Origin of the sequence: Streptomyces sp. NPDC048718, from assembly GCF_043198875.1 — a bacterium.
GTDB lineage: Bacteria > Actinomycetota > Actinomycetes > Streptomycetales > Streptomycetaceae > Streptomyces.
Window position 1 is genome coordinate 275,293 of record NZ_JBICVG010000002.1, and the last position, 19,590, is coordinate 294,882.

The 19,590-nt window shown below is 72.2% G+C and carries 16 protein-coding genes and 3 pseudogenes; 10 read left to right on the forward strand and 9 right to left on the reverse strand.

The window, feature by feature from the left end; translation table 11 throughout:
• The first annotated feature begins 475 nt into the window (after positions 1-475).
• The 5 genes from ACGFRB_RS04265 to ACGFRB_RS04285 all read left to right on the forward strand — a co-directional run bounded on the left by ACGFRB_RS04265 (position 476) and on the right by ACGFRB_RS04285 (position 4,119).
• Positions 476-1,171 (forward strand): LuxR C-terminal-related transcriptional regulator, encoded by a 696-nt coding sequence (locus tag ACGFRB_RS04265; protein ID WP_393238759.1) that lies wholly within the window; start codon positions 476-478, stop codon positions 1,169-1,171.
• A gap of 169 nt (positions 1,172-1,340) precedes the next feature.
• Positions 1,341-1,994 carry a sigma-70 family RNA polymerase sigma factor gene (locus ACGFRB_RS04270; RefSeq protein WP_393238762.1) on the forward strand — a complete coding sequence of 218 codons (654 nt, stop codon included), beginning with the start codon at positions 1,341-1,343 and terminating at the stop codon, positions 1,992-1,994.
• Between the two features lie 366 nt (positions 1,995-2,360).
• On the forward strand, positions 2,361-3,278 hold the full coding sequence (locus ACGFRB_RS04275) for an MBL fold metallo-hydrolase (RefSeq protein ID WP_393238765.1): 918 nt from the start codon (positions 2,361-2,363) through the stop codon (positions 3,276-3,278).
• Positions 3,279-3,409: 131 nt separating this feature from the next.
• On the forward strand, positions 3,410-3,892 hold the full coding sequence (locus ACGFRB_RS04280; protein ID WP_393238768.1) for a hypothetical protein: 483 nt from the start codon (positions 3,410-3,412) through the stop codon (positions 3,890-3,892).
• Between the two features lie 50 nt (positions 3,893-3,942).
• The gene (locus tag ACGFRB_RS04285) at positions 3,943-4,119 is read left to right on the forward strand and encodes a hypothetical protein (protein WP_363003877.1); all 177 of its coding nucleotides are present in this window, start codon (positions 3,943-3,945) and stop codon (positions 4,117-4,119) included.
• A gap of 62 nt (positions 4,120-4,181) precedes the next feature.
• On the opposite strand, the pseudogene ACGFRB_RS04290 reads toward ACGFRB_RS04285, so the two are convergent.
• Positions 4,182-4,289 (reverse strand): annotated as a pseudogene (locus ACGFRB_RS04290) (IS5/IS1182 family transposase); the annotation flags it as partial.
• 254 nt (positions 4,290-4,543) lie between these two features.
• Here ACGFRB_RS04290 and ACGFRB_RS04295 point away from each other — a divergent pair.
• Positions 4,544-5,479 (forward strand): trypsin-like serine peptidase, encoded by a 936-nt coding sequence (locus tag ACGFRB_RS04295; RefSeq protein ID WP_393238771.1) that lies wholly within the window; start codon positions 4,544-4,546, stop codon positions 5,477-5,479.
• A 147-nt stretch (positions 5,480-5,626) separates the two neighbouring features.
• Positions 5,627-5,755, forward strand: a pseudogene (locus tag ACGFRB_RS04300) (IS630 family transposase); the annotation flags it as partial.
• A 327-nt stretch (positions 5,756-6,082) separates the two neighbouring features.
• On the opposite strand, the gene ACGFRB_RS04305 reads toward ACGFRB_RS04300, so the two are convergent.
• Positions 6,083-6,973 carry a hypothetical protein gene (locus tag ACGFRB_RS04305; protein ID WP_393239442.1) on the reverse strand — a complete coding sequence of 297 codons (891 nt, stop codon included), beginning with the start codon at positions 6,971-6,973 and terminating at the stop codon, positions 6,083-6,085.
• Positions 6,974-7,140: 167 nt separating this feature from the next.
• On the reverse strand, positions 7,141-8,781 hold the full coding sequence (locus ACGFRB_RS04310; protein ID WP_393238774.1) for an APC family permease: 1,641 nt from the start codon (positions 8,779-8,781) through the stop codon (positions 7,141-7,143).
• A 1,057-nt stretch (positions 8,782-9,838) separates the two neighbouring features.
• Between ACGFRB_RS04310 and ACGFRB_RS04315 the strand changes: the two genes are divergently transcribed.
• Both ACGFRB_RS04315 and ACGFRB_RS04320 read left to right on the forward strand, forming a co-directional pair.
• The gene (locus tag ACGFRB_RS04315) at positions 9,839-11,701 is read left to right on the forward strand and encodes an ABC transporter ATP-binding protein (protein ID WP_363004310.1); all 1,863 of its coding nucleotides are present in this window, start codon (positions 9,839-9,841) and stop codon (positions 11,699-11,701) included.
• Positions 11,702-12,194: 493 nt separating this feature from the next.
• Positions 12,195-12,530: pseudogene (locus ACGFRB_RS04320) on the forward strand (class I SAM-dependent methyltransferase); the annotation flags it as partial.
• A 466-nt stretch (positions 12,531-12,996) separates the two neighbouring features.
• On the opposite strand, the gene ACGFRB_RS04325 reads toward ACGFRB_RS04320, so the two are convergent.
• Positions 12,997-13,476 carry an AAA family ATPase gene (locus ACGFRB_RS04325; RefSeq protein ID WP_393238777.1) on the reverse strand — a complete coding sequence of 160 codons (480 nt, stop codon included), beginning with the start codon at positions 13,474-13,476 and terminating at the stop codon, positions 12,997-12,999.
• Positions 13,477-13,750: 274 nt separating this feature from the next.
• Here ACGFRB_RS04325 and ACGFRB_RS04330 point away from each other — a divergent pair, with 274 nt between their 5' ends.
• On the forward strand, positions 13,751-13,996 hold the full coding sequence (locus ACGFRB_RS04330; protein ID WP_393238780.1) for a 3-deoxy-7-phosphoheptulonate synthase: 246 nt from the start codon (positions 13,751-13,753) through the stop codon (positions 13,994-13,996).
• On the opposite strand, the gene ACGFRB_RS04335 is transcribed toward ACGFRB_RS04330, so the two are convergent.
• The 5 genes from ACGFRB_RS04335 to ACGFRB_RS04355 all read right to left on the reverse strand — a co-directional run bounded on the left by ACGFRB_RS04335 (position 13,878) and on the right by ACGFRB_RS04355 (position 19,493).
• Positions 13,878-14,774 carry a 4-hydroxy-tetrahydrodipicolinate synthase family protein gene (locus ACGFRB_RS04335; RefSeq protein WP_393238784.1) on the reverse strand — a complete coding sequence of 299 codons (897 nt, stop codon included), beginning with the start codon at positions 14,772-14,774 and terminating at the stop codon, positions 13,878-13,880. The two genes, ACGFRB_RS04330 and ACGFRB_RS04335, sit on opposite strands and share 119 nt — an antisense overlap.
• A 242-nt stretch (positions 14,775-15,016) precedes the next feature.
• Positions 15,017-15,445, reverse strand: coding sequence for a hypothetical protein (locus ACGFRB_RS04340; RefSeq protein WP_393238787.1), 429 nt, complete (start codon positions 15,443-15,445; stop codon positions 15,017-15,019).
• Positions 15,446-15,793: 348 nt separating this feature from the next.
• Positions 15,794-16,891, reverse strand: coding sequence for a polyprenyl synthetase family protein (locus ACGFRB_RS04345; protein WP_393238790.1), 1,098 nt, complete (start codon positions 16,889-16,891; stop codon positions 15,794-15,796).
• 344 nt (positions 16,892-17,235) lie between these two features.
• On the reverse strand, positions 17,236-18,270 hold the full coding sequence (mvk, locus tag ACGFRB_RS04350) for a mevalonate kinase (protein WP_393238793.1): 1,035 nt from the start codon (positions 18,268-18,270) through the stop codon (positions 17,236-17,238).
• Between the two features lie 44 nt (positions 18,271-18,314).
• Positions 18,315-19,493: a hydroxymethylglutaryl-CoA reductase, degradative gene (locus tag ACGFRB_RS04355; RefSeq protein WP_393238796.1), complete on the reverse strand. Its 1,179-nt coding sequence runs from the start codon at positions 19,491-19,493 to the stop codon at positions 18,315-18,317.
• Between the last annotated feature and the right edge of the window lie 97 nt (positions 19,494-19,590).

Genomic DNA, 19,590 nt, shown 5'->3' on the forward strand with positions numbered 1-19,590 from the left:
CCGGAACGCAACGACCTGCTGCTGCGCGGCCTGGCCGCGATGACCGTCGACGGCTACCGAGCGGGCGCGCCCACGGTCCTGCGCGCCCTGGGTGCCCTGTGCACCGAGGAGGTCTCCGCGGAGGAGGGCCTCGGCTGGTTCCCGCTCGCCGCCCGGATGGCCTTCAACGTCTGGGACTTCGACAGCAACACCGTGCTCTCCTCGCGCCTGGTCGAGCCGGCGCGCGGGACGGGCGCGCTGTCGGTGCTGCCGTCGGCCCTGCTGCAACTCGTCTCCAACCGCGTCCTGGCCGGCGAACTCGACCACGCCGACGTGCTCATCGCCGAGGCGCAGGCGATCGGCGAGGCCACCGGCAGCCGCTACCTCGCCCACTACGCCTCCCTGGTGACGGAACCCTGGAAGGGCCGGGAGGCCGAGGTGCTCAGGGCGGCCGACGCCATGTCCCGGGACGCCGGCCCGCACCGCGGTGGGCCGAGTGACGTCCCCCGGTTCCGGCGAGTGGGCGAAGGCCGTGCTGTACAACGGGCTCGGCCGCTACGAGGAGGCCTGCGTGGCTGCCGAGCGGGGCGCGGACGGCCTCCAGGAGTTCGGCCTCGCGATCAGGTCGACGGTCGAGCTCGTCGAGGCCGCCGCCCGCAGCGGCCGGCCGGCCCGGGCCAGCGGCACCGACTGGGCCCTCGGCACCTCCGCCATGGTCCGCGCCCAGGTGAACGCGGGAGCGGCCGCCGAGGCCCTCCACCAGGAGGCCGTCGAACGCCTGGGCCGCACCGGGGTCCGGATCACCCACGCCCGCGCCCACCTGCTCTACGGCGAGTGGCTGCGCCGGGAGAACCGCCGGTCCGACGCCCGCGAGCACCTGGGCACCGCCTACCGGACGCTGAGCCGGATCGGGGTCGAGGGCTTCGCGGAGCGCGCGGGGCGGGAGCTGCGCGCCACCGGCGCGACAGCGCCCCGACGCCCGGCCGAGTCCCGAACTGCCCTCACCGCCCAGGAGACGCAGATCGCGCGCCTGGCCGGGGACGGGATGACCAACCCCGAGATCGGGGCCCAGCTGTTCCTCAGCCCGCACACGGTGGAGTGGCACCTGCGCAAGGTGTACACGAAGCTCGGCCTCACCTCCCGCAAGCAGCTCGGCGGCGCCCTGCGCGAGGACACGGCGGCCACGGCCTGAGCCGCGGTACCGGCCAGTGGGACGGCTTCCTCCCCGGGGCCCTGGGGGCAGAGGACCAGGGGCACCTGGGGCGGCGGACCAGGCACACTCCGGGGCGCCATGGCGGGGGCTGCGGCGGGAGCGTGTTCCCGAGGGCATCGACGGATGCCGCAGGCGAATCGGAGCCGTGATGAGCGTGTTGACAGACCTGCCCGGCAGGAGTCCGGGCACCCGGCCGACCGCCGGGGACGGCACCCTGGAGGCGACCGCCGCCGCCTTCGAGGGACTGCGGCCGCGCCTCTTCGGCACCGCGTACCGGATCGTGGGCAGCAGGGTCGAGGCGGAGGATGTGGTCCAGGACATATGGCTGCGCTGGCAGTTGACCGACCGCTCGGTGGTGATCAGCCCCGTGGCTTTCCTGTCCCGCGCCACCGCCCGGCTGGCCCTGAACGTGGCCCGGTCCGCCCGGTCTCGCTACCAGACCCCGCTGGGCCCCTGGCTGCCCGAGCTCGTCGACCCCGGCACCGACCCCGAGGCCGGCATGCAGCGGGTGGAGGAGCTGGCGTCCGCGCTGCTCGTGGTCCTGGAGCGGCTGACGCCCGCGGAGCGGGCGGTGTACATCCTGCGCGAGGCCTTCGAGTACGCCTACGGCGACATCGCCGGAATGCTCGGGCTCAGCGTCGTCAACATCCGCCAGATCTCCAGCCGGGCCCGCCGCCGCCTGGCCGCCGAGCATCGGCGGGCCGTCGACCCGACGGAGCACCGGCGGCTGCTGGCGGCCTTCGTCGCGGCCGCCCGGGCCGGGGACACCGCCGCACTGGAGTCGCTGCTGGCCGTGCGGTGACCGGGGCGGCCGCCCCGGTCACCGCCGGGAGCGCACCGCCCGACCCCGCTCCGCCCGCCCGGCGGATCCGTACCGGGAACCGGGCGTCCGCTCCCCTGCGGGAAGACCGGCTTCGGACGGCATCTGTGACATTCCGTCGGCACTTCGTCCCGGCACCTCGTCGGCACCTCTCCGACGCCTCCTCGCTTCCGGCCGCGAGACAGCCGGTCGATGGCTCGGGCCGGCCGACCGTGTGCTGTGGCGGCTTCGGGCCGGGGCGACTGTCACGAACCGGACCGCCCGTCTGTCTATACGGATGACCGGACGGCGCAGCCCGCGGCGGCGCCATCGAAGCCTCCGGTTGACGCCCTTCGATAGGAGAACCCCATGACCCAGCTCTACCTCGCCCGTCCCGATGCGCCGGGACGCGACGAACCGGTCCCGTCGCGCTACGCGTTGAAGGTCGGCGACATCGACGTGCTGGTGATCAGCGACGGGGTGCTGCCGATCTCCCCGGTGACCATGGCCACCAACGCCCCCACGGCCGACCTGAAGGCCTGGCTCGGCGACATGTACCTGCCTTTGGAGTCGATGAACTGGCCGCTGAACGTGGCCGTGGTGCGCAGCGGCGGCCGGACCGTGCTCATCGACTCCGGACTGGGGACGGAGTTCCCGGGCTTCCCGCGGGCCGGGCAGCTGGCCACGCGACTGGCCGCAGCCGGGATCGACCCCGCGTCGGTGACCGACGTGGTGCTCACCCACCTGCACATGGACCACATCGGCGGGCTGCTCGTCGAGGGGTTCCGGGGTCGGCTGCGCGCGGACCTGCGGGTCCACCTGGCCGCGGCCGAGGCCGAGTTCTGGGCAGCGCCCGACTTCTCCCGCACCGACATGCCCGCACCGGTCCCGGACGTGCTCCGCAGGACCGCCTCGCAATTCCTGGACTTGTACCGCGGCCAGTTGCGGCCGTTCGAGAAGGAGTACGAGGTGGCGCCGGGCGTCCTGGTCCGCCGCACCGGCGGTCACACGCCCGGCCACAGCGTCGTGCGTCTGGAGTCCGGCGGTGACCGGCTGACGTTCGCGGGCGACGCCGTGTTCCAGTGCGGGTTCGACAAGCCCGATTGGCACAACGGCTTCGATCACGACCCCGAGGAGTCGGCCCGTGTCCGGACCCGCCTCCTGCGGGAGATGGCGGCGACCGGCGAGCAACTGGTGGCCACCCACCTGCCCTTCCCTTCCGTCTGCCACGTGGCGGATGCCGGCAGCGGCACCTTCCGCTTCGTGCCGGTGGTCTGGGACTACTGACCGCCTGCCCCCGGCGACCCCGCCGGGCACGGGAAGTCGGCGGGGTCGGCTTCCCGTGCCCCGGCGGGGTCGCGCCGGGTCCCCGGCGGCTGACGACCGCGCCCTCGTACCGCATCGACTGGAGGATCCCTGTGGAGCGTCCCGCATTGGACCCGACCGGGCGGGACCCGATCGTGCTCGACCCGACCGGGCGTGCCCGCGAAGCCGAGACCGCCGAGCTGTTCGCACGCGGTCCGGCCACCCCGGTCGACATCCTGGGCGTCCGGGCCTGGGCGGTGTCCGACCCGCTGCTGCTGGAGGAACTGCTCAAGGACCCGCGGGTGTCCAAGGACGGCCCGCGGCACTGGCCCGACTACGACCGGGCAGTGCGGACCTGGCCGCCGGCGCTGTGGGTGAGCGTGCGCAACATGTTCAACGCCCACGGCGCCGAGCACCGGCGGCTGCGCCGACTGGTGAGCAGCGCCTTCACGCCCCGCCCGGTCGTCGCCATGACCGCGCGGGTGGAGGAGCCGACCGACGCCCTGCTGGACGACCTGGCCCGGGGCGCCCCAGGCGAGGTGGTGGACTTATGGCGGTGCTTCCGTGTGCCTCATTCCTCGATTCCCAATCTCTGAACTCCGTCCTGCGGGCGTGGTGGGACAACAGCCAGTGCTGGGGACGGGCAATGACCAGTCTCTTGGAGAAGCTGTACCAGGCGACTGCTGACCTCGGAGCCAAGCGGAACCTCTTGTGGCGCTCGTACTTGGAGGAGCTGCGCGAGTACGAGCCGACCTATCGGGACCTGGCGGGGCGCCTTGGGCTGCCGGAGCCGGAGCCGGCGGAGAACGTCACTTCTGCGTAATGACGGAAGTCGGGGGCGGGCCGCGGTGCCCTGGTACGAGGTGGGAGGTCGCCTCCTTCGGATCACCTTGCTGGCCAGATGAATTTGGCAGCGAGGTGGAGACAGGCGAGGTAGATGGTGGCGGTCTTGTCGTAGCGGGTGGCCAGGCCGCGCCACTGCTTGAGCTCATGGCTGACACTGTCAGTCACACAAGAGCCCGGCCCATCGTGCTTACTGAGCGCACGAGGTACAGATAACGCCCTGCTCATCAGATGGAAACTCCACCGGCATACGGCGGACGTAACCACCCACATCTCATGCACGCCACGATAAGCGGCCCGGCAGCGGCGGCGCATCACTCGTTTATCGCCTGGTGATCGGTTCCCCACACGATTGCGAGGTCCTCCTCCCTCACCGGGACTTCCGACCACCAAGGGGAACCCTCGTGCGCCGAACCGCACTCGCCGCAACCGCGGCCGCCGCCGCGCTCATCGCCTGCGCCCAGACCACCGCCCTGGCCGCCACCCCCACCCCCACCCCGCCATCCACGGCCGGCACCGCCGTCAACCACACCTCCGAGGCGAAGCTCGACGCCTATTGGACCCCGCAGCGCCTCGCCAAGGCCAAGCCGCTCGATGCCCCGGCGAAGGCACCGTCCGCCAAGGCGCCGCGCAGTTCCGACACCGCTCACGGCAAGCCGACACTCATCCCGGCCACCAAGCCGTCGACGAAGGCGGTCAACTCCACCGCAGCCGCCAGCGTTTGGGGCACCACGGGGCGTCTGGTGTTCACCGTCCCCGGCCAGGGCGACTACATCTGCACCGCCAACGTTGTCACCAGCAACAACCACGACGTGATCTCCACCGGCCGGCACTGCGTCATCGACATCGGCACCCACCGGACGTTCACCAACTTCCGCTTCGCGCCCGGCTACGACCGGGGCAACGCCCCGCACGGCTGGTGGAACTGGCGCTCCATGGGCTGGCGCGAGGACGACACCTCCCCCGGCGGCGACAACGCCTTCATCGTCCTGAGCACCGGCGGCAACACCGGGCAGCACGTCCAGGACGTGGTCGGCGGCTCGGGCATCGGCTTCAACTGGGCCACCAACAACTACGCGCACGCCATCGGCATACCGGGCGACAAGGACTACGCCGTCTGGTGCGAGGGCATGCCGTACGACTCGAACCAGGGCGGCGTCAGCCTGCGCAACTGCAACGGCCTCAGCGGCGGCGCCAGTGGCGGCCCGTTCCTTGTCAACTACCAGAACGACGGCTCGGCGGTCCAGACCGGCAGCTACTTCGGGTCCTGGGGCGACGCCTACTGGGCGTACTACCGGGACGCCGCCTGGCAGGTCTTCAACGGAGCGCAGAACGCGTAAGCGCTCCGGAGCAACCGCGTTGCCAAACCCCAGTGAGCCGGTCGTGAGTCTCGGCGTCGCCACGTGAGTTGTCTTCTGCCCCGGATCAGGTCGGGGACGGTGGCATCGGGACGGTTCGGCGGTCTGCTGTGTGCGGGCGACAGCAGACTGGTCCCGCTCGTGCTCTCGGAGAACGAGCGGGTGGTGTCGCAGGGGTGGGCGAAGCGTCGTACGACCGCGCAGGGTCTGGCCCTGCGGGCACGCATCGTCCTGGCGTACGCGCAAGGCGGCAGCAACCTGGGCTCAGCCGGAATACGGCCGGATCAGGCAACCGCAGTAAATGCGGGTACCTGATCTTGTCCGGGAGTCGCGTTTCCGCAGGTCACCACAGCCGCTGTTGCGGTAAATGCGCGGTCTGTCGCAACAGGCCGACATGGCGTCACAATGCGCTGACCTGCGGAACCTTGCGGCCAGGAGGCCGGCCCGGTGGGTGATGGCTGGAGGGGAGGAAGGGCGCATGCGTCGATTGCCGCACGCCGGCAGTCCGTTCACCGTGCTTGACGCGGTACCGGCGCCCGCGCCCGCGGCAGCGCCGTACCGCTGACGCGGGCCCCGGCCCGCGCGCTACCGGCGCCGCAGCGGCTCGGACGGCTCCGGTCCGGGCGCCGCTGCCGGTGCCGGTGCCTCACCGAACCGGGTCAGCGCCAGCGCTCCCGCCACCGCCGCCAGAAAGCCGACGGCCGCCAGCCACTGCAGGCCCTCGCGGGGCCGGTCGCCCAGCCAGACGATGCCCACCAGCGCCGGGCCCGCCGTCTCGCCGAGCACCATGCCCGCCGTCGCCACCGTGACCGAGCCGCGTTGGAACGCCGAGGTGAGCAGGAGGAACCCGGTCGCCGCGCCGAACGCCAGGGCGTACAGGGCCGGGTTGCCGAGGATCCGGGGAATCGCGACGGAGTCGATCAGCCGCACCGCGACCTCGACCACGCCGAAGCCCACGCCCGCGCCGAGCCCCAGTGCCAGCGCGCGCGGCCGCCCTGACAGCCGGCCTGCGAGCACGCCGGCGAGAAGCGCGGCCACGGCGGTCACCAGCAGGCTCCAGCGCAGGGCGGGCGGCCCGGCGTCGTGCCCTTCCGGTCCGGAGGCGAAGGCGATCATCATCAGCCCCGCGCAGACCGTGCCCACCGCGGACCACTCGGCGGCGCTCAGCCGGGTGCCGAGGAGCCGGACGGCGACCAGGGCGGTGACCGCGAGACTGGCGGCGAGCGCCGCGCCCACCGCGTAGAGGGGGATGGACCGCAGGGCGACGACTTGGAGCAGGAACCCGAGGCCGTCGAGGGCGAGGCCGGCCAGGAAGCGCCACTGCGCCAGGGCGCGCAGCAGCAGTCCGGGGTCGATGGCGGAGCCCGCGGGGGTATCTCCGTCGGAGCCGGTGCCCGGCTCCGCGGCGCGGGTCGCGACGGCCTGGAGGACGGAGGCGGTGCCGAAGCAGACCGCGGAGGCGAGCGCGCATATCATTCCCAGGGACACAGGGACTGACTGTAGACCGGCTCGGTGCGGGAGTCCCCGCGGACGGGCCGAGTCGGACAGGCCGAGACGGCCGGTTCACCCCGGTCGTCCGTTCGGTCATCCGGTCGTCCGGTCATCCAGTCGTCCGGTCATCCGGTCGCCCGTCCGGTCGGTCGTCAGGGGCCGTCCGGTACGTCGACCGGGTCGATGTACGCCTGGGCCGCCGCGTCCGGAAGGCGGACGGACTGCGCCCAGAAGTAGATCAGCAGGCTGAACACGGCGATGATCGCCATATCCCACCACAGCGGGATGGCGCCGGTCGCACCGCAGGACACCGTCGGGACCGGCCCGCCGCTGCAATAGCCGCCCTGCCAGGAGATCAGCCCCAGCCCCACCAGATACACCGGCAGCCACTGCGCGGACCGCCAGTCCAGGTGCGGGGTCCGCGGGTTGAGCCGGAGCAGCGCCGAGCCTCCCAGCAGCAGATACCCGAGGACGATCGCGAGCCCGAGGCGCCACAGCGTGTCCCAGCCGACCCAGTAGATGATCAGGTTGGACACGATGAAGGCGACGGGAGCCCAGAACAGGCCGCCGGGGAGCCGGTACGGGCGATGGCGGTCCGGGTCCTGCTTGCGCAGGCACCCGAGGGCGAGCGGCGCGCCCGCGTACATCAGCACGCTCGCGGAGGTGACGAAACCGACCAGCTTCTGCCAGGTGGGGAACGGCAGGAAGATGACGAGCCCGACCGCGAAGGCGAAGAGCAGGCTGAACCAGGGAACCCCGCGCGCCGTCGTCCGTTCGAAGACGACGGGAACGTAGCCGTTGCGGGAGAGCCCGTACGACACACGGGAGGCGGCGGTGGTGTAGATCAGGCCGGTTCCGGTCGGTGAGACGACCGCGTCGATGTAGATCAGCGCGGCGAGCCAGCCGAGTCCGGCGGACAGGGCGAGTCCGGCGAAGGGGCCCGCCTTGTCGGTGAAGGTGAGGTCGGCCCAGCCGTGGGCGAAGGAGCCGGGTGGCAGCGCTCCGATGAAGACGACCTGGAGCGCCAGATAGAGGAGCGCGCCGATGACGATCGAGCCGATCACCGCGTAGGGGATGTCCCGCGCCGGATTGCGGCTCTCGCCCGCCAGCTGGTCCGCCTGTTCGAAGCCGAGGAGCGCGAAGATGATTCCGCTGGTGCTGACGGCGGAGAGCACGCCCTGGACCCCGAACGGGCTGAAACCCTGGTGGCCGAAGTTGTCGCCGTGGAAGGTGGTCGCCGCCAGGACGGCGATGGTGATCAGGGGGACGAGGATCTTCCACCAGGTGGCGGCGCTGTTGGTGTGGGCGAGCCAGCGGATGCCGAAGAAGTTCACCAGGACGAAGAAGGCCATGAAGGCGACGGCGAGCGCGTATCCGGCGGGGGTCAGATGGTTCTTCTCCGTCTGCACCCAGTCGGAGTGAACGCTGAGGTAGTTCAGCGAGGCCATGACCTCGATCGGTGCCGTGGAGACCGTCTGGAGCCAGGAGAACCAGCCGAAGGAGGCCCCGGCGGCGCTGCCGAAGGCGTAGTGGGGGAAGCGTGCGGTGCCGCCCGCGACCGGGTACATGGCCCCCAGTTCCGCGTGGACGAACGCCAGGACGGTGATGGCGAGGGCCCCGATCCCCCAGGAGACGAGGGCTGCCGTACCGGCCGCCTGCGCGGCGAAGAGCGCGCCGAACAGCCAGCCGGAGCCGATGATGGACCCCACGGAGGTCCAGATCAGCCCGATCAGGCCGATGTCCCGCCGGAGACCCGGCTTCCGGGACGGCTCGGTCGCGGTTGGCATCGGCATCTGTCAGACCGTCTCGCTCGGGTGCGGGCGGGACGCGTCGCCGCTGGGACGGCACGTCCGTGGCCTTCTTCTTCCTGTCCCGGCACTGGTCCGGCCACTCCGGTACGGCGGGAGTTGCTCCGAATGGACCGTCCGGTGGGTGCGGCCCGCGGACGGGTAACGCGGGATTCCGACCGGGCAGGGCTGGACTCCCTCCACTTCTTGTCGTAGCCGCCCGCGGTGAGCCGGCCGATGCCCTCACGCTGCTTGGCACCGTACTCGTACATCCGGGCAGACCACGCTGCGCCATCCGGCCCCCGGGTCGTCCCGCCTGCTCCGACGCTGAACTGGGTCTTCAGCCCAGCGACGAGCTTCGGCCCCACCCGCGCATCGACGCTGCTGGCAACTCCCCTGTCCTGCTTGGTGTAGGTGAACCAAGACCGAAATCGACGAGCAGGGCCGTCTCATCCAGGTGCAGCCGAGTTGGCCATCGAGGGAACGCCCGTGTCCACGACCACGCCGACCCTCCCCGGGCCCGGCGACCGGAGCAGTCCGGCGAGGCGTGGCTCCAGCGGCGTTTCGGCCATTCTTGCGATCGGCCGGTACCCCTGTGCCCCATGGATCGATGCACCCCGCACGAACGGGTTTTCGCTCGGTTCCGGGGTTCGAACGTCGTCCGAATCGAGTGTGCTCGCTCCCCTGCCCGGCGTCGTTGACTTCTCCGAGACCACACCCCCTCCCTCTTGGAGAACGCCATGTACCCCCGGCCCCGCCCCGTGCCCCTGCTCCCCGTACCCCTTCTTCCTGCCACCGTGCCCGGCCGCGCCGGGACCGCCCCGGCGCCCGCCCCGCGAACCTCCGCCGTCGTCCACGCGACACGTCCGGATACGGGGAGGGCGGCATGACCGAACCCACCGATGCGACAGCCGACGCCGTCCCCGGCCCGCGCGCCACCCCGGCGCAGCAGACGGCCGGATCTCCCGTCCGGCCCCTTGCCTCCCCCGAGACCGGGTCCGGGAACACCACGAAGGACCCGGTCTCGGAGGACGTCCCGAAGAGCGCCGCACCCGAACAGCGGATGCGGTACGTCGATCTGACCGGCAGCCGCGAGGCGGCGGGCCGTTCCATCCGGATGCGGGACATGGCGCGGCGCCTGCCCCAACTGGTGCGCCGCTCCCTCGTCCTGGCCTGGAAGGTGGACCGGCGGGCCACCTTCGGTCTGCTGCTGTGCCAGGCCGTCTCCGGGGTGATGCAGGCCCTGGGGCTGGTCGCGATCAGCGGCACCCTCACCGCGCTGCTGGGCAGCGCGGACGTCTACCACCGGCTGCTCCAGGCATGGCCGTCCGTGGCCTTGCTGGCCGGCGCCGCCGGGCTGCGTTCCGTCCTGGGGATCACCGTCAACTGGCTGTCCTCCCGACTGGGTCCGCTGATGTCGCGCGAGGCCCAGCAGATGCTGCTCACCGGCTGCGCCGAGGCCGAGCTGTGCGCGTACGACGAACCCGAGTTCAACCGTGACCGCGAAGCCGCGGACCGCGGCGCGGGGGTCACCGGCGATCTGATCAACGAGGGCCAGGACCTGATCGCCTCGGCGGCGTCCTTCCTCGCCGGGGCGGTGGTACTGGCCGGGGTCCACTGGGTCCTCCTGCCGCTCCTGGTCGCGGCCAGCCTCCCGCAGGCCCTGGCCCAGGTCAGCGCGGCCCGGGTGCGCTATCTGGCGAATCTGCGCAGCAACGGCGACAACCGGATGCTCTCCGTGCTGCGCTGGCACATCTTCACCCGCGACGCCGCCGATCAGATCCGCGCCGGCACCATGGCCGGCTTCCTGTCCGGGCGGTACCGGCAGACGGTCGCCCGGATCAACCGCGAGGACCGGGCCGCCGCCGACACCGGCGCCCGTATGTCCCTGGTCGGGGCGGTGTGCGGCGGGCTCGGGTCCGCGGTGGTGTGGGCGGCGGTCGTATGGCTGCTTGCCGACGGCCGGATCAGCGTCGGGCACGCGGGCACGGCCGTCTTCGCCCTCCAGACGGTCGGGCAGTCGGTGCGCGGACTCGTGGCCTCCGGGGCACGCGCCGTGCGCACGGGGCTGTACATGGACGACTGGACACGGTTCCTGGACAAGGCGGGCGGGTTCCGGATGCGGCGGGGGCCGTACCGTCCGGATCCGCCGAAGACGATCGAACTGAAGTCGGTCACCCACCGGTACGCGGGCAAGGAGAGTGACGCACTGTCCGAGGTCTCGCTCACCCTGCGCCGGGGCGAGGTCGTCGCTCTCGTCGGCTTCAACGGCTCGGGCAAGTCGACGCTGTCCAGGCTGGTCAGCGGCCTGTACCTGCCCACCGGCGGGCGCGTGCTGTGGGACGGTGTCCCCACCGGCGACGCCGACCCACAGGCGCTGTGGAAGCAGGTCGCCCTCGTGCCGCAGAACTACGCGCACTGGCCCCTGACCGTGCGTGAGAACGTCACTCAGGGGCAGCCCACCGCCGGTGGCGACGCCGCGGTGCGCGAGGCGTGCGCGGCCGCCGGGGCCGACGAGGTCGTCGACCGGCTCGGCTCCGGACTGGACACGCTCCTGGCCCGCGAATGGCTCAACGGAGAGGAGTTGAGCGGCGGGCAGTGGCAGCGCATCGCGCTCGCGCGGGCCTTCTTCCGCGAGGCCGGGCTGCTCGTCCTCGACGAGCCGACGGCGAATCTCGACCCTCGCGCCGAATTCCGGATCTTCCAGCGGCTGCGGGACCTCGCCCGGGACCGGGTGGTGCTGCTGGTGACCCATCGCATCACCAACGTCGCCGTCGCGGACCGGATCGTCGTCCTCGACGAGGGGAGGATCGTCCAGGAGGGCACCTTCTCTCAGCTCTCCCAACAGCCAGGGTTGTTCCGTCAGTTGCTCTCCTATCAGGTCACCTCGGAGGCGGACGAACGGAGGAACGGGACGCACCCGTGATCCGCTCCGCCTCGCATGCCGGATGAGAGGGGTCTGCTTCCGGGCCCCGGCTTTCGGGCTCCGGCTTCCCACCACCCCGGCTCGCCCTCAGCCCGCCCCTCCGCCCCTCTCTATCTCCGCCCGCCCTCCGCTACCCCCAAGGTGACGACATGCCCACCGCACCCTCTCCCGTCCCCGCGACCACCGAGAAGCCCCCGCACCCGGCCCGCCGCCCGGAGGGGCGGGAGGGGTCAGAGAGGCCGGTGTGGCCGGTGTGGTCGGCCGGCCGCACCGGCCGGCCCGACCGTGTCACCCTCGGTACGGTCCTCGTCGACCGTGTTCGACGGGGCCCGCGTCTCCAGCGCCACGCCACTGGCGGCCACCTGTTCGTACCGGGCTGTGGCCTCGCCCGCTCCCGGGCCTCGGGGTGGGCGCGGTGACCGGCTTCGACGCGGTAGGGGCCGCGTACACCGCCCACTCCACCAGTGCGCGCGGACGGCTCCGGCACGATCTGGTGGAACGCAGGCTCCTCGCCGAGCTGCCGGACCGGCCGTGCCGGATCCTGGACGTCGGTTGCGGGAGCGGCGAGATGACACTCCGGCTCGCCACGGCCGGGCATCGGGTGGCCGGGGCCGACCCGTCCGCCCGGATGCCGGCCGCGGCGGCCGGCCGGCTCGCCACCCGGCCGCGACTCTCCGCCCGCATCCGGTGGATGCGGGCCGGCATCGAGGAACTCCCTCTCGGCGGGCGGCGATTCGACCTGGTGTGCTGTCACAGCGTGCTGATGCACCTGGACGAGCCCGGCGCCGCGATCGCCCGCCTGGCCGGGCTCGTCGCACCCGGTGGGCTGCTGAGCGTCCTCGCCAAGAACCGTCATGCCATCGGGGTACGGGAGGCGTTGCGCGGGGACAGCGCGACGGCCCGTCGGCTCATCGAGTCCGGCGCCGACCGGAGCGTCGGGAATCTCGAAGTGACGACTCGCGGCGACACCGCCGAAGAACTCGACCGGCTCGCGGCCCGGTACGGGCTCGCACCGTTGCCCTGGCAGGGCGTACGGATCTTCCACGACCACCTCGACGACAGCTGGTCCCCGCCCCGGCCACGTACGCGGAATCGCTGGAGCTGGAGTGGGCCGCCTCCTGGCGCAGCCCTCACCGGGACCTCGGCCACCTCGTACACACCCTGGCCCGCCGGCCGCCCTGCGCGTGACCACCCCGTCCCCGCGAAGGACTCCGCAAGCCCTTCGACCTCCCCGCCCGCATGCCGGAAAGCTCCACGACGGTTCCGAGAAGGAGGCCGACCCTCAAGGGCCCCGCTCAGGAGCCGAGTTCGGAGGCCAGGTGGACCGCGGCGAAGCCCTCGTCGCGGAGCTGGTCGGGGGTGGGCAGCAGCCGGTGGTGTTCGCGGACGAGGTCCACGGGCACCGCCCGGCGGTCACGGGCCTCGTTCCGCGCCTCCAACGTGTCCAGCGGGGCATCGAACAGGACGGCGATGACGGGTCGCCGCCAGTAGCCGGCGCGGGCGACGAGGCCGGCCCTCACATGCGGGTGCACGTTGGTGGAGTCCACCACCGTGTTCAGGCCGCGGGCGAGGCGGGCGTCCAGAAGGATGTTCTGGATCTCGACGGCGACGGGAGTGGCGGACTGGTCGGTCTCGGAGTCGGTGGCCAAGCGCCGATAGAGATCCAGGGAGACGCGCCAGCTGTCCGGATAGTGGCGGGCGAAGGTCGACTTGCCGGACCCCGGCGGGCCGATGAGGACGCACAGAGTGCCGTCGGAGAGGGAGAGCGGGGTCATCGGCAGCCTCCGATGCCAAGGAAAGCGGTGCGGTACGGACATGGGCCGCCGTGCGCGTTACGCGGACCACAAGGCCCAGGGCCCCCGCCGCGATCGCCGCCGTACACCCGGCCGGGCGGGTGCTGTTCGCCGTTCATCCCCTCCAGGCTATGCCGCCTCCTTCGTTCCATGGCGCTCATGACGGGGCCGCCCGCCCGAAGGCCGGGGACCGGTACGGCCTTCGGGCCACCGCCTCTGGCTCGGCGAGCGGACCAGGCAGAACGACGGCGCCCATGTGGAGTTCGCGGCCGGTGTGGCCAACCCGGTCGGGGTGAAGCTGGGCCCGGGCGCGAGCGTCGACGACGTCCTCGCGCTCGCCGCCCGGATCGATCCGGACCGCACGCCCGGCCGACTCGGTTTCATCACGCAAGCTCGTCGAGCACGCTCAGGGCGCCCTCGACCGATTCCGGCGCGGCCGGCAGCAGCGGCAGCCGGACGGCGGCGGAGGGAATTCGGCCCTGGGCGTGCAGGACGCCCTTGAGCACGGTGGGGTTCGGCTCGGCGAACAGGGCCGCGGACAGGCGCGCGAGCCGGTGGCCGAGGGCCCCCGCCTCGGCCGCGTCGCCCGCGTGCCAGGTCCTGACCAGCCTGTCGAAGGCGCCCGTGGCCAGGTGTGCCGAAGCCAGGATGCCGCCGTGGGCGCCCATGGAGAGCAGGGGCGAGAGGAAGATGTCGTCGCCCGCCATCACCGAGAAATCGTCCGGCAGGTCCGCCATCAGTTCCACGGTGGCGCCGGTGATCCCGCCGGCCGCGTACTTCACCCCGCAGATCCCCGGCAGCTCTCCCAGCCGCCGCAGCGCCCCAACGCCGAGTTCCTGTCCGGTGCGGTACGGAATGTGGTAGACGATCAGCGGTACGGGGCTGGCGGCGGCCAGTGCCGTGAAGTGGGCGATCACGCCCGCCTCGGAGGGCCGGGTGAAGTACGGGACGACCGTCAGGGCGGCGACCGCCTCGGGCACCGCTCCGAGGGCCGTCAACTCCCCCGCGCTGGCGGCGGTGTCGTTGTTCCCGGCACCGATCGTCAGGGGCGCGCCGTGCTCGCGGCAGACCCGGGCGGCGACCTCGACGACGCTCGCCTTCTCGCCGGCGCTCAAGGTCGCGGCCTCGGCAGTCGTGCCGAGGGCCACGAGGCCGGCGGCTCCCTCCGCGAGGAGCTCGTTCGCCAGCCTTTCCAGCGATTCGAGAGCCACTTCGCCGTCGGCGGTGAAGGGCGTGATCAGCGGAACATGGATTCCGCTCAACTCCGTGCTGCGTTCCATGAATTCATCTTCGCCGGACTTCTCGCCCGGCGTCCATCGCCGATTCCTGATGCCTCTCGTAAGCTGCGCTGATGCTCGGCCCGCGGGGGATTCACCCGCCCTGGCAGGCGAAGTGCTTTTCCGTAAGTCCCTCCGGTGTCCGCCGGTGACGTCCAAGCCGGAACGCCGGCCCGGATGTGCGCCGGCCGCCGGGGGCGGGCGCGCGGACGGGACGGGGCCCCCGTTGCGCGGTCATCGTTTCGTCACATCGCGTTCTGGGCGACCGCCCGCCATACCTCGGCCGCGAGCCGTGCGGCCTCCGCGAGGTCGCCCAATTCGGCCTGCCAGGAGACCAGTAGGAGCCGGGCGCGCACCGCGTCGGCCGCGGAGATCCGCGGGTGCCGTTCGTCGCCGGCGGCGAGTGCCTCGGCCACGGCGTCCCGGGCCGCCTTCACTCCTGCGAGGTCGCGTGCGCAGCGGGCGAGCCGGAGCCGGGCGCGGCCCTGAAGGGTGGGGCAGCCCAGTTTCCCGCTCGGCGCGGTCAGCCCGGCGAGGGCCTCGTACTCCAGCCGGAGATCGCCCAGCGCCTCGTATACGCGCACGAGTTGGGCGAGTGCGTGCCAGCGGGTGAGGTCGTCGACCTCGCCGGACGCCGCCTCCAGGCTCTCGTCGAGGAGCGTGGCCGTTTCCATGTCGAGATCATGCTCGGGGGCCCCGCCACGTTCGCGACGACATCGGTGAGGCCGTCCTCCAGCCCCTCGCCCTCGAAACCCTCGACCGGAATTCCGAGCCTTTCCGCCACATAGCCGCCGACACGGGCGATACACCTCGGGGAAAAGCGGCACCGAACCGGTCCCGAGTCTCCGAAATAGCCTGGGCCCCGGATTAGGGGCAGCCCGGGCCGAGAACTCCACCGATCGCCCTGAAGTGTGCTTCCTCCCCAAGCCCACCGGTGATCCGAGTTCACCCCCGGCCTGGCCACGCGCCGACCGCTCGGGTCCACCACCACGCGGAGGGCCTCGGAAGGGGTACGGGCAGGACTACGCGACCCTCCGCGTGGCGCTGTCCGCGATCCCGCGCAGGGCCGCGACCGCGTCGGCCGAGAAGGGGGCGTGGTCGAGGACGCGCCGGGCATGGTCGCGGCGGGTGCGGATCATCTCCTCGACCCTGTCGCGGGCGCCGGTGGCGACGAGGATCTCGCGGATGCTCCGGGCGTCGTCGTCGGTGAGGCCGGGATCGCCGACCAGGGCGTCGAGGGCCTCCCGCTGCCGGGAGTCGGCGCGTTGGACGGCGAGGGCGAGCAGGACGGTGTGCTTGCCCTCGCGCAGGTCGTCCAGGTGGGACTTGCCGGTTCGGGCGGAGTCGCCGAAGACTCCGAGGAGGTCGTCGCGGAGCTGGAATGCCTCCCCCAGGGGCATGGCGAAGTCGGTGCAGGCGGCGAGCACCCGGGGATCGGCGTCGGCGAGGACGGCCCCCACGTGCAGGGGGCGTTCGACGGTGTACTTCGCGGTCTTGTAGCGGATCACTTCGAGCGGGGTCTCCAGATCGCCCGCCGGTTTTCCGGAGGCCAGCAGGTCGAGGTACTGCCCGTACATCACTTCGGAGCGCATGCTGTCGATGACGGGAAGCACCGCGAGGAGTCGCTCGGCCGGCAGCCCGGCGGTGTGCAGAAGCTCGTCGGACCAGCACAGCGCCAGGTCCCCGACGAGGATCGCCGCGCTGACCCCCAGGTGCGCGCGGTCCGCCCGGTCGCGCCCGCCGCCGTGGCGGGCGGCGAGGGCGCGGTGCACGGTCGGCTGCCCCCGGCGGGTGTCGGAGCGGTCCATGATGTCGTCGTGGACCAGGGCGAAGGCGTGGAACATCTCCAGCGCCGCCGCGGCCCGGCACACCCCGGGGTGCATCCGGTCCCCCGCCTTCGCCGCCGCGTGCCAGCCGACCACGCAGAGCAGGGGCCTCAGCCGCTTGCCGCCGGCGAACAGGAACCGGTGCAGGGTCTCGGGAGCCTCGGGGGGCAGCCGGTGACCGGCCGCGGCCCGCAGTTTGCGCCGGAGGAATTCCTCCAGCTCGGAATCGACGGCACGGCGGATTTCCGTCAGGTCCACCGCGGATATCTTCTCTCCAGTGCCGTGTGCCGTCATGGTCCCGCCGCTTCCCCGGCTGCCGCCGTGTCGGGATTCCTTCCCTCCAGAGACTCCCGAACGCCATGATGGGCGATACGTGGAATGAACGCAGCGCGAGAAGACCGGATTGTCCGGACACCTCGCGGGAGTGGCATCGCGGTCACCCGTCGTGTTCCCTTCCACTCGATGCGCGACCGAAGACCGGGCCGACGTCCCGTACGGCGGACGAAGAGCATTTCCCCGGGAAACGGACGGGAATCCGGACGCTTCCGAAACCCGGGAATCCCCGTCGAAGACGCACGGCGGAATCCGCGCCGGGGGCGGGCCGGAAAAAGGGGGAACGCGCACGGCTTCAGATCCCTTCATGGGAATGCGGGACCCGGTGGAGGGGTCGCGTGGACGCGGCTGACGAACGCCCGGTGGCCCGCGGAGCGGACAGCCGAGGCGACTGCCGCCGCGTTTCCGGGAGCGAGCGCGATGACGGCACCTCCGCCGCCCGCGCCGGTGAGCTTGGCGCCGAGGGCGCCCGCCGCGCGCGCGGTGGTGATCGCGTGGTCGAGTGCCGGCGTGGACAGGCCCATGCCGTCGAGGAGGTGCTGGGCCTCGTCCATGAGGCGGCCCAGGGTGGCGAGGTCGCCCGTGCGCAGGGCGTCGCGACCGGACCGGGCGAGGTCGCCGAGCCGGGCGAACCGCCGGTGGAAGACATCGGGCCGGGACCCCGCCCCCTGGCGCACCTGCCGGACCTGGTCGGCGGTGGAGCGCCAGTGTGAGGTCGTCGCCACCACGAGCTCGAACGATCTTCCGACCGGAAGCGGTGTCGCATGGGGACGGGCCGTCCGCTGGAACCAGACGGTCGCGCCGAGCCCGACCGCCGCCACGTCGAGACCGGAGGACACCCCGTGGAAGGCGCACTCGACCTCCCCGGCGCGTTCCAGGAATTCTGCCCCGCCCGGTTCTGCCCCGCCCGGTTCCGCCCCGCCCTGTTCCGCCCGGCCCGGATCGCGACCGTACGGCTCGATTCCGCCCGGATACGCCCCGCCCTCGGCCCTGTCGGGTCCGCTCCGGGCGAGGTCCGCCAGTGCACGGAGCAGGGTGACGCTGAGGGCGGCGGAGCTGCCGAGACCACAGCCGGCCGGGATGTCGGATTCGATGCCGATCGCGATCCGGCAGGGGGCGAGCGAGAAGTAGCCGGCCGCCGTGCCGATCGCCTCCTCCAGACGCCGTACCGCCTCCGGCTCCTCTCCGCTCTGCGGGGACGGGCCCTTCAGGGCCGGGCCTCCGAAGCGGGTCGCGGGCCCGTCGCCGCGCAGGATGGCGGTGAGGGTGAGCCCGCGGTCGATCGGGGTCGCGATGGCAGGCTGGCCGTAGCCGACCGCGTGCTCTCCGAAGAGGATCACTTTCCCCGGTGCGCTCCGCGTGCTCGTCCGGGGGTTCAGGGGATTCATGAGGTGGGGGGCGTGGGCCGCGGGTGTTCGCCGGTGCGCCGGTGGAGCGCCATGTGGCCCTGCTGGATGCCCTCGTCCGCGAGCGCGCGCAGCGCGGCGAGGTTCTGGGCGAGGCCCACGGCCGCCATGACGGCGGCCAGTTCGCGGGCCCCGGCCACCCCGAGCATCCGCAGGGACAGACCGGCCCGGGGGCTGGAGCCGATCCGTGCGCCGACGGTGCCGACGGCGAGCGGGATCTCTATCCGGCCGCAGAGGCAGCCGTCGTCGTACCGCCAGGTGGCGAGCGGCTGATAGGTGCCGCCGCGGGCGGCGAAGGCGTGCGCACCGGCCTCGATCGCCCGCCAGTCCTGGCCGGTCGCCAGGGCCACGGAGTCGATGCCGTTCATGATGCCCTTGTTGTGGGTGGCGGCCCGGTGGGGGCTGTGGGTCGCGAGGTCGCAGGCGCGGACGATACGGCGGGCCACGTCCCCGCCCGCCCGCTCGCGCGTGCGCAGCAGCGCCTCCGGGACACGGGCGCGGGCGCGCGCCAGGCGCCGGTCGGCGAGGTTGGAGACGATACGAATGTTGGGCGTGCCGCCCGTCACGTCGACAACGTGCGAGGCCATCCCTTCCACGAGGGTGTTGACGGCATTGGCGCCCATGGCGTCGCCGACATCGGCTGTCAGGTGGACGAGCAGGGTCCCGTCGGGGAGCACGGTGGCGGTGATCTCGCGGGCCCCGCAGCCGCGGGCCGACATCCGGGGCTGGAGTGCGCGCGCCACCTCGACCAGCCGGGGAGCGGACCGTTTCACGCGGGTCGCCGCCGCCTCGGCGTCGGGCAGGTCGATCACATGGATCTGCCCCGTCATCAGGGCGGGGTCGGCCTCGGCCTCGATGCCGCCGCCGTCCCGGACGAGGCGCGCCGCGTGGGAGGCCGCGGCCACGATCGACGGTTCCTCCGTCACCATCGGCACGAGATAGTCGCGCCCGTTCACCAGAAAATTGACGGCTACACCATAAGGCAAAGAAAATATGCCGACCACATTCTCGATCATAAGGTCGGCTTGGGGGAGTTCGAGAGGTGTGTCGCTCGCGAGTGCGGCACGGTCCGAAATTGAAAATCCAACGTTTTCCGCGAGAACATTCTGGCGCTGCCGCAAGGGAAGCCGGTAGAAGCCCGGCAGGCGGGAAGTCATGACGTTTCTTCTTCCCCGGGGAAGGATGCGAAGGAGCGTTTCCCCAGGCTACCCCCGATTCGCGCGGACAAGAAATCGAGGCGATAATCCTCGTAGG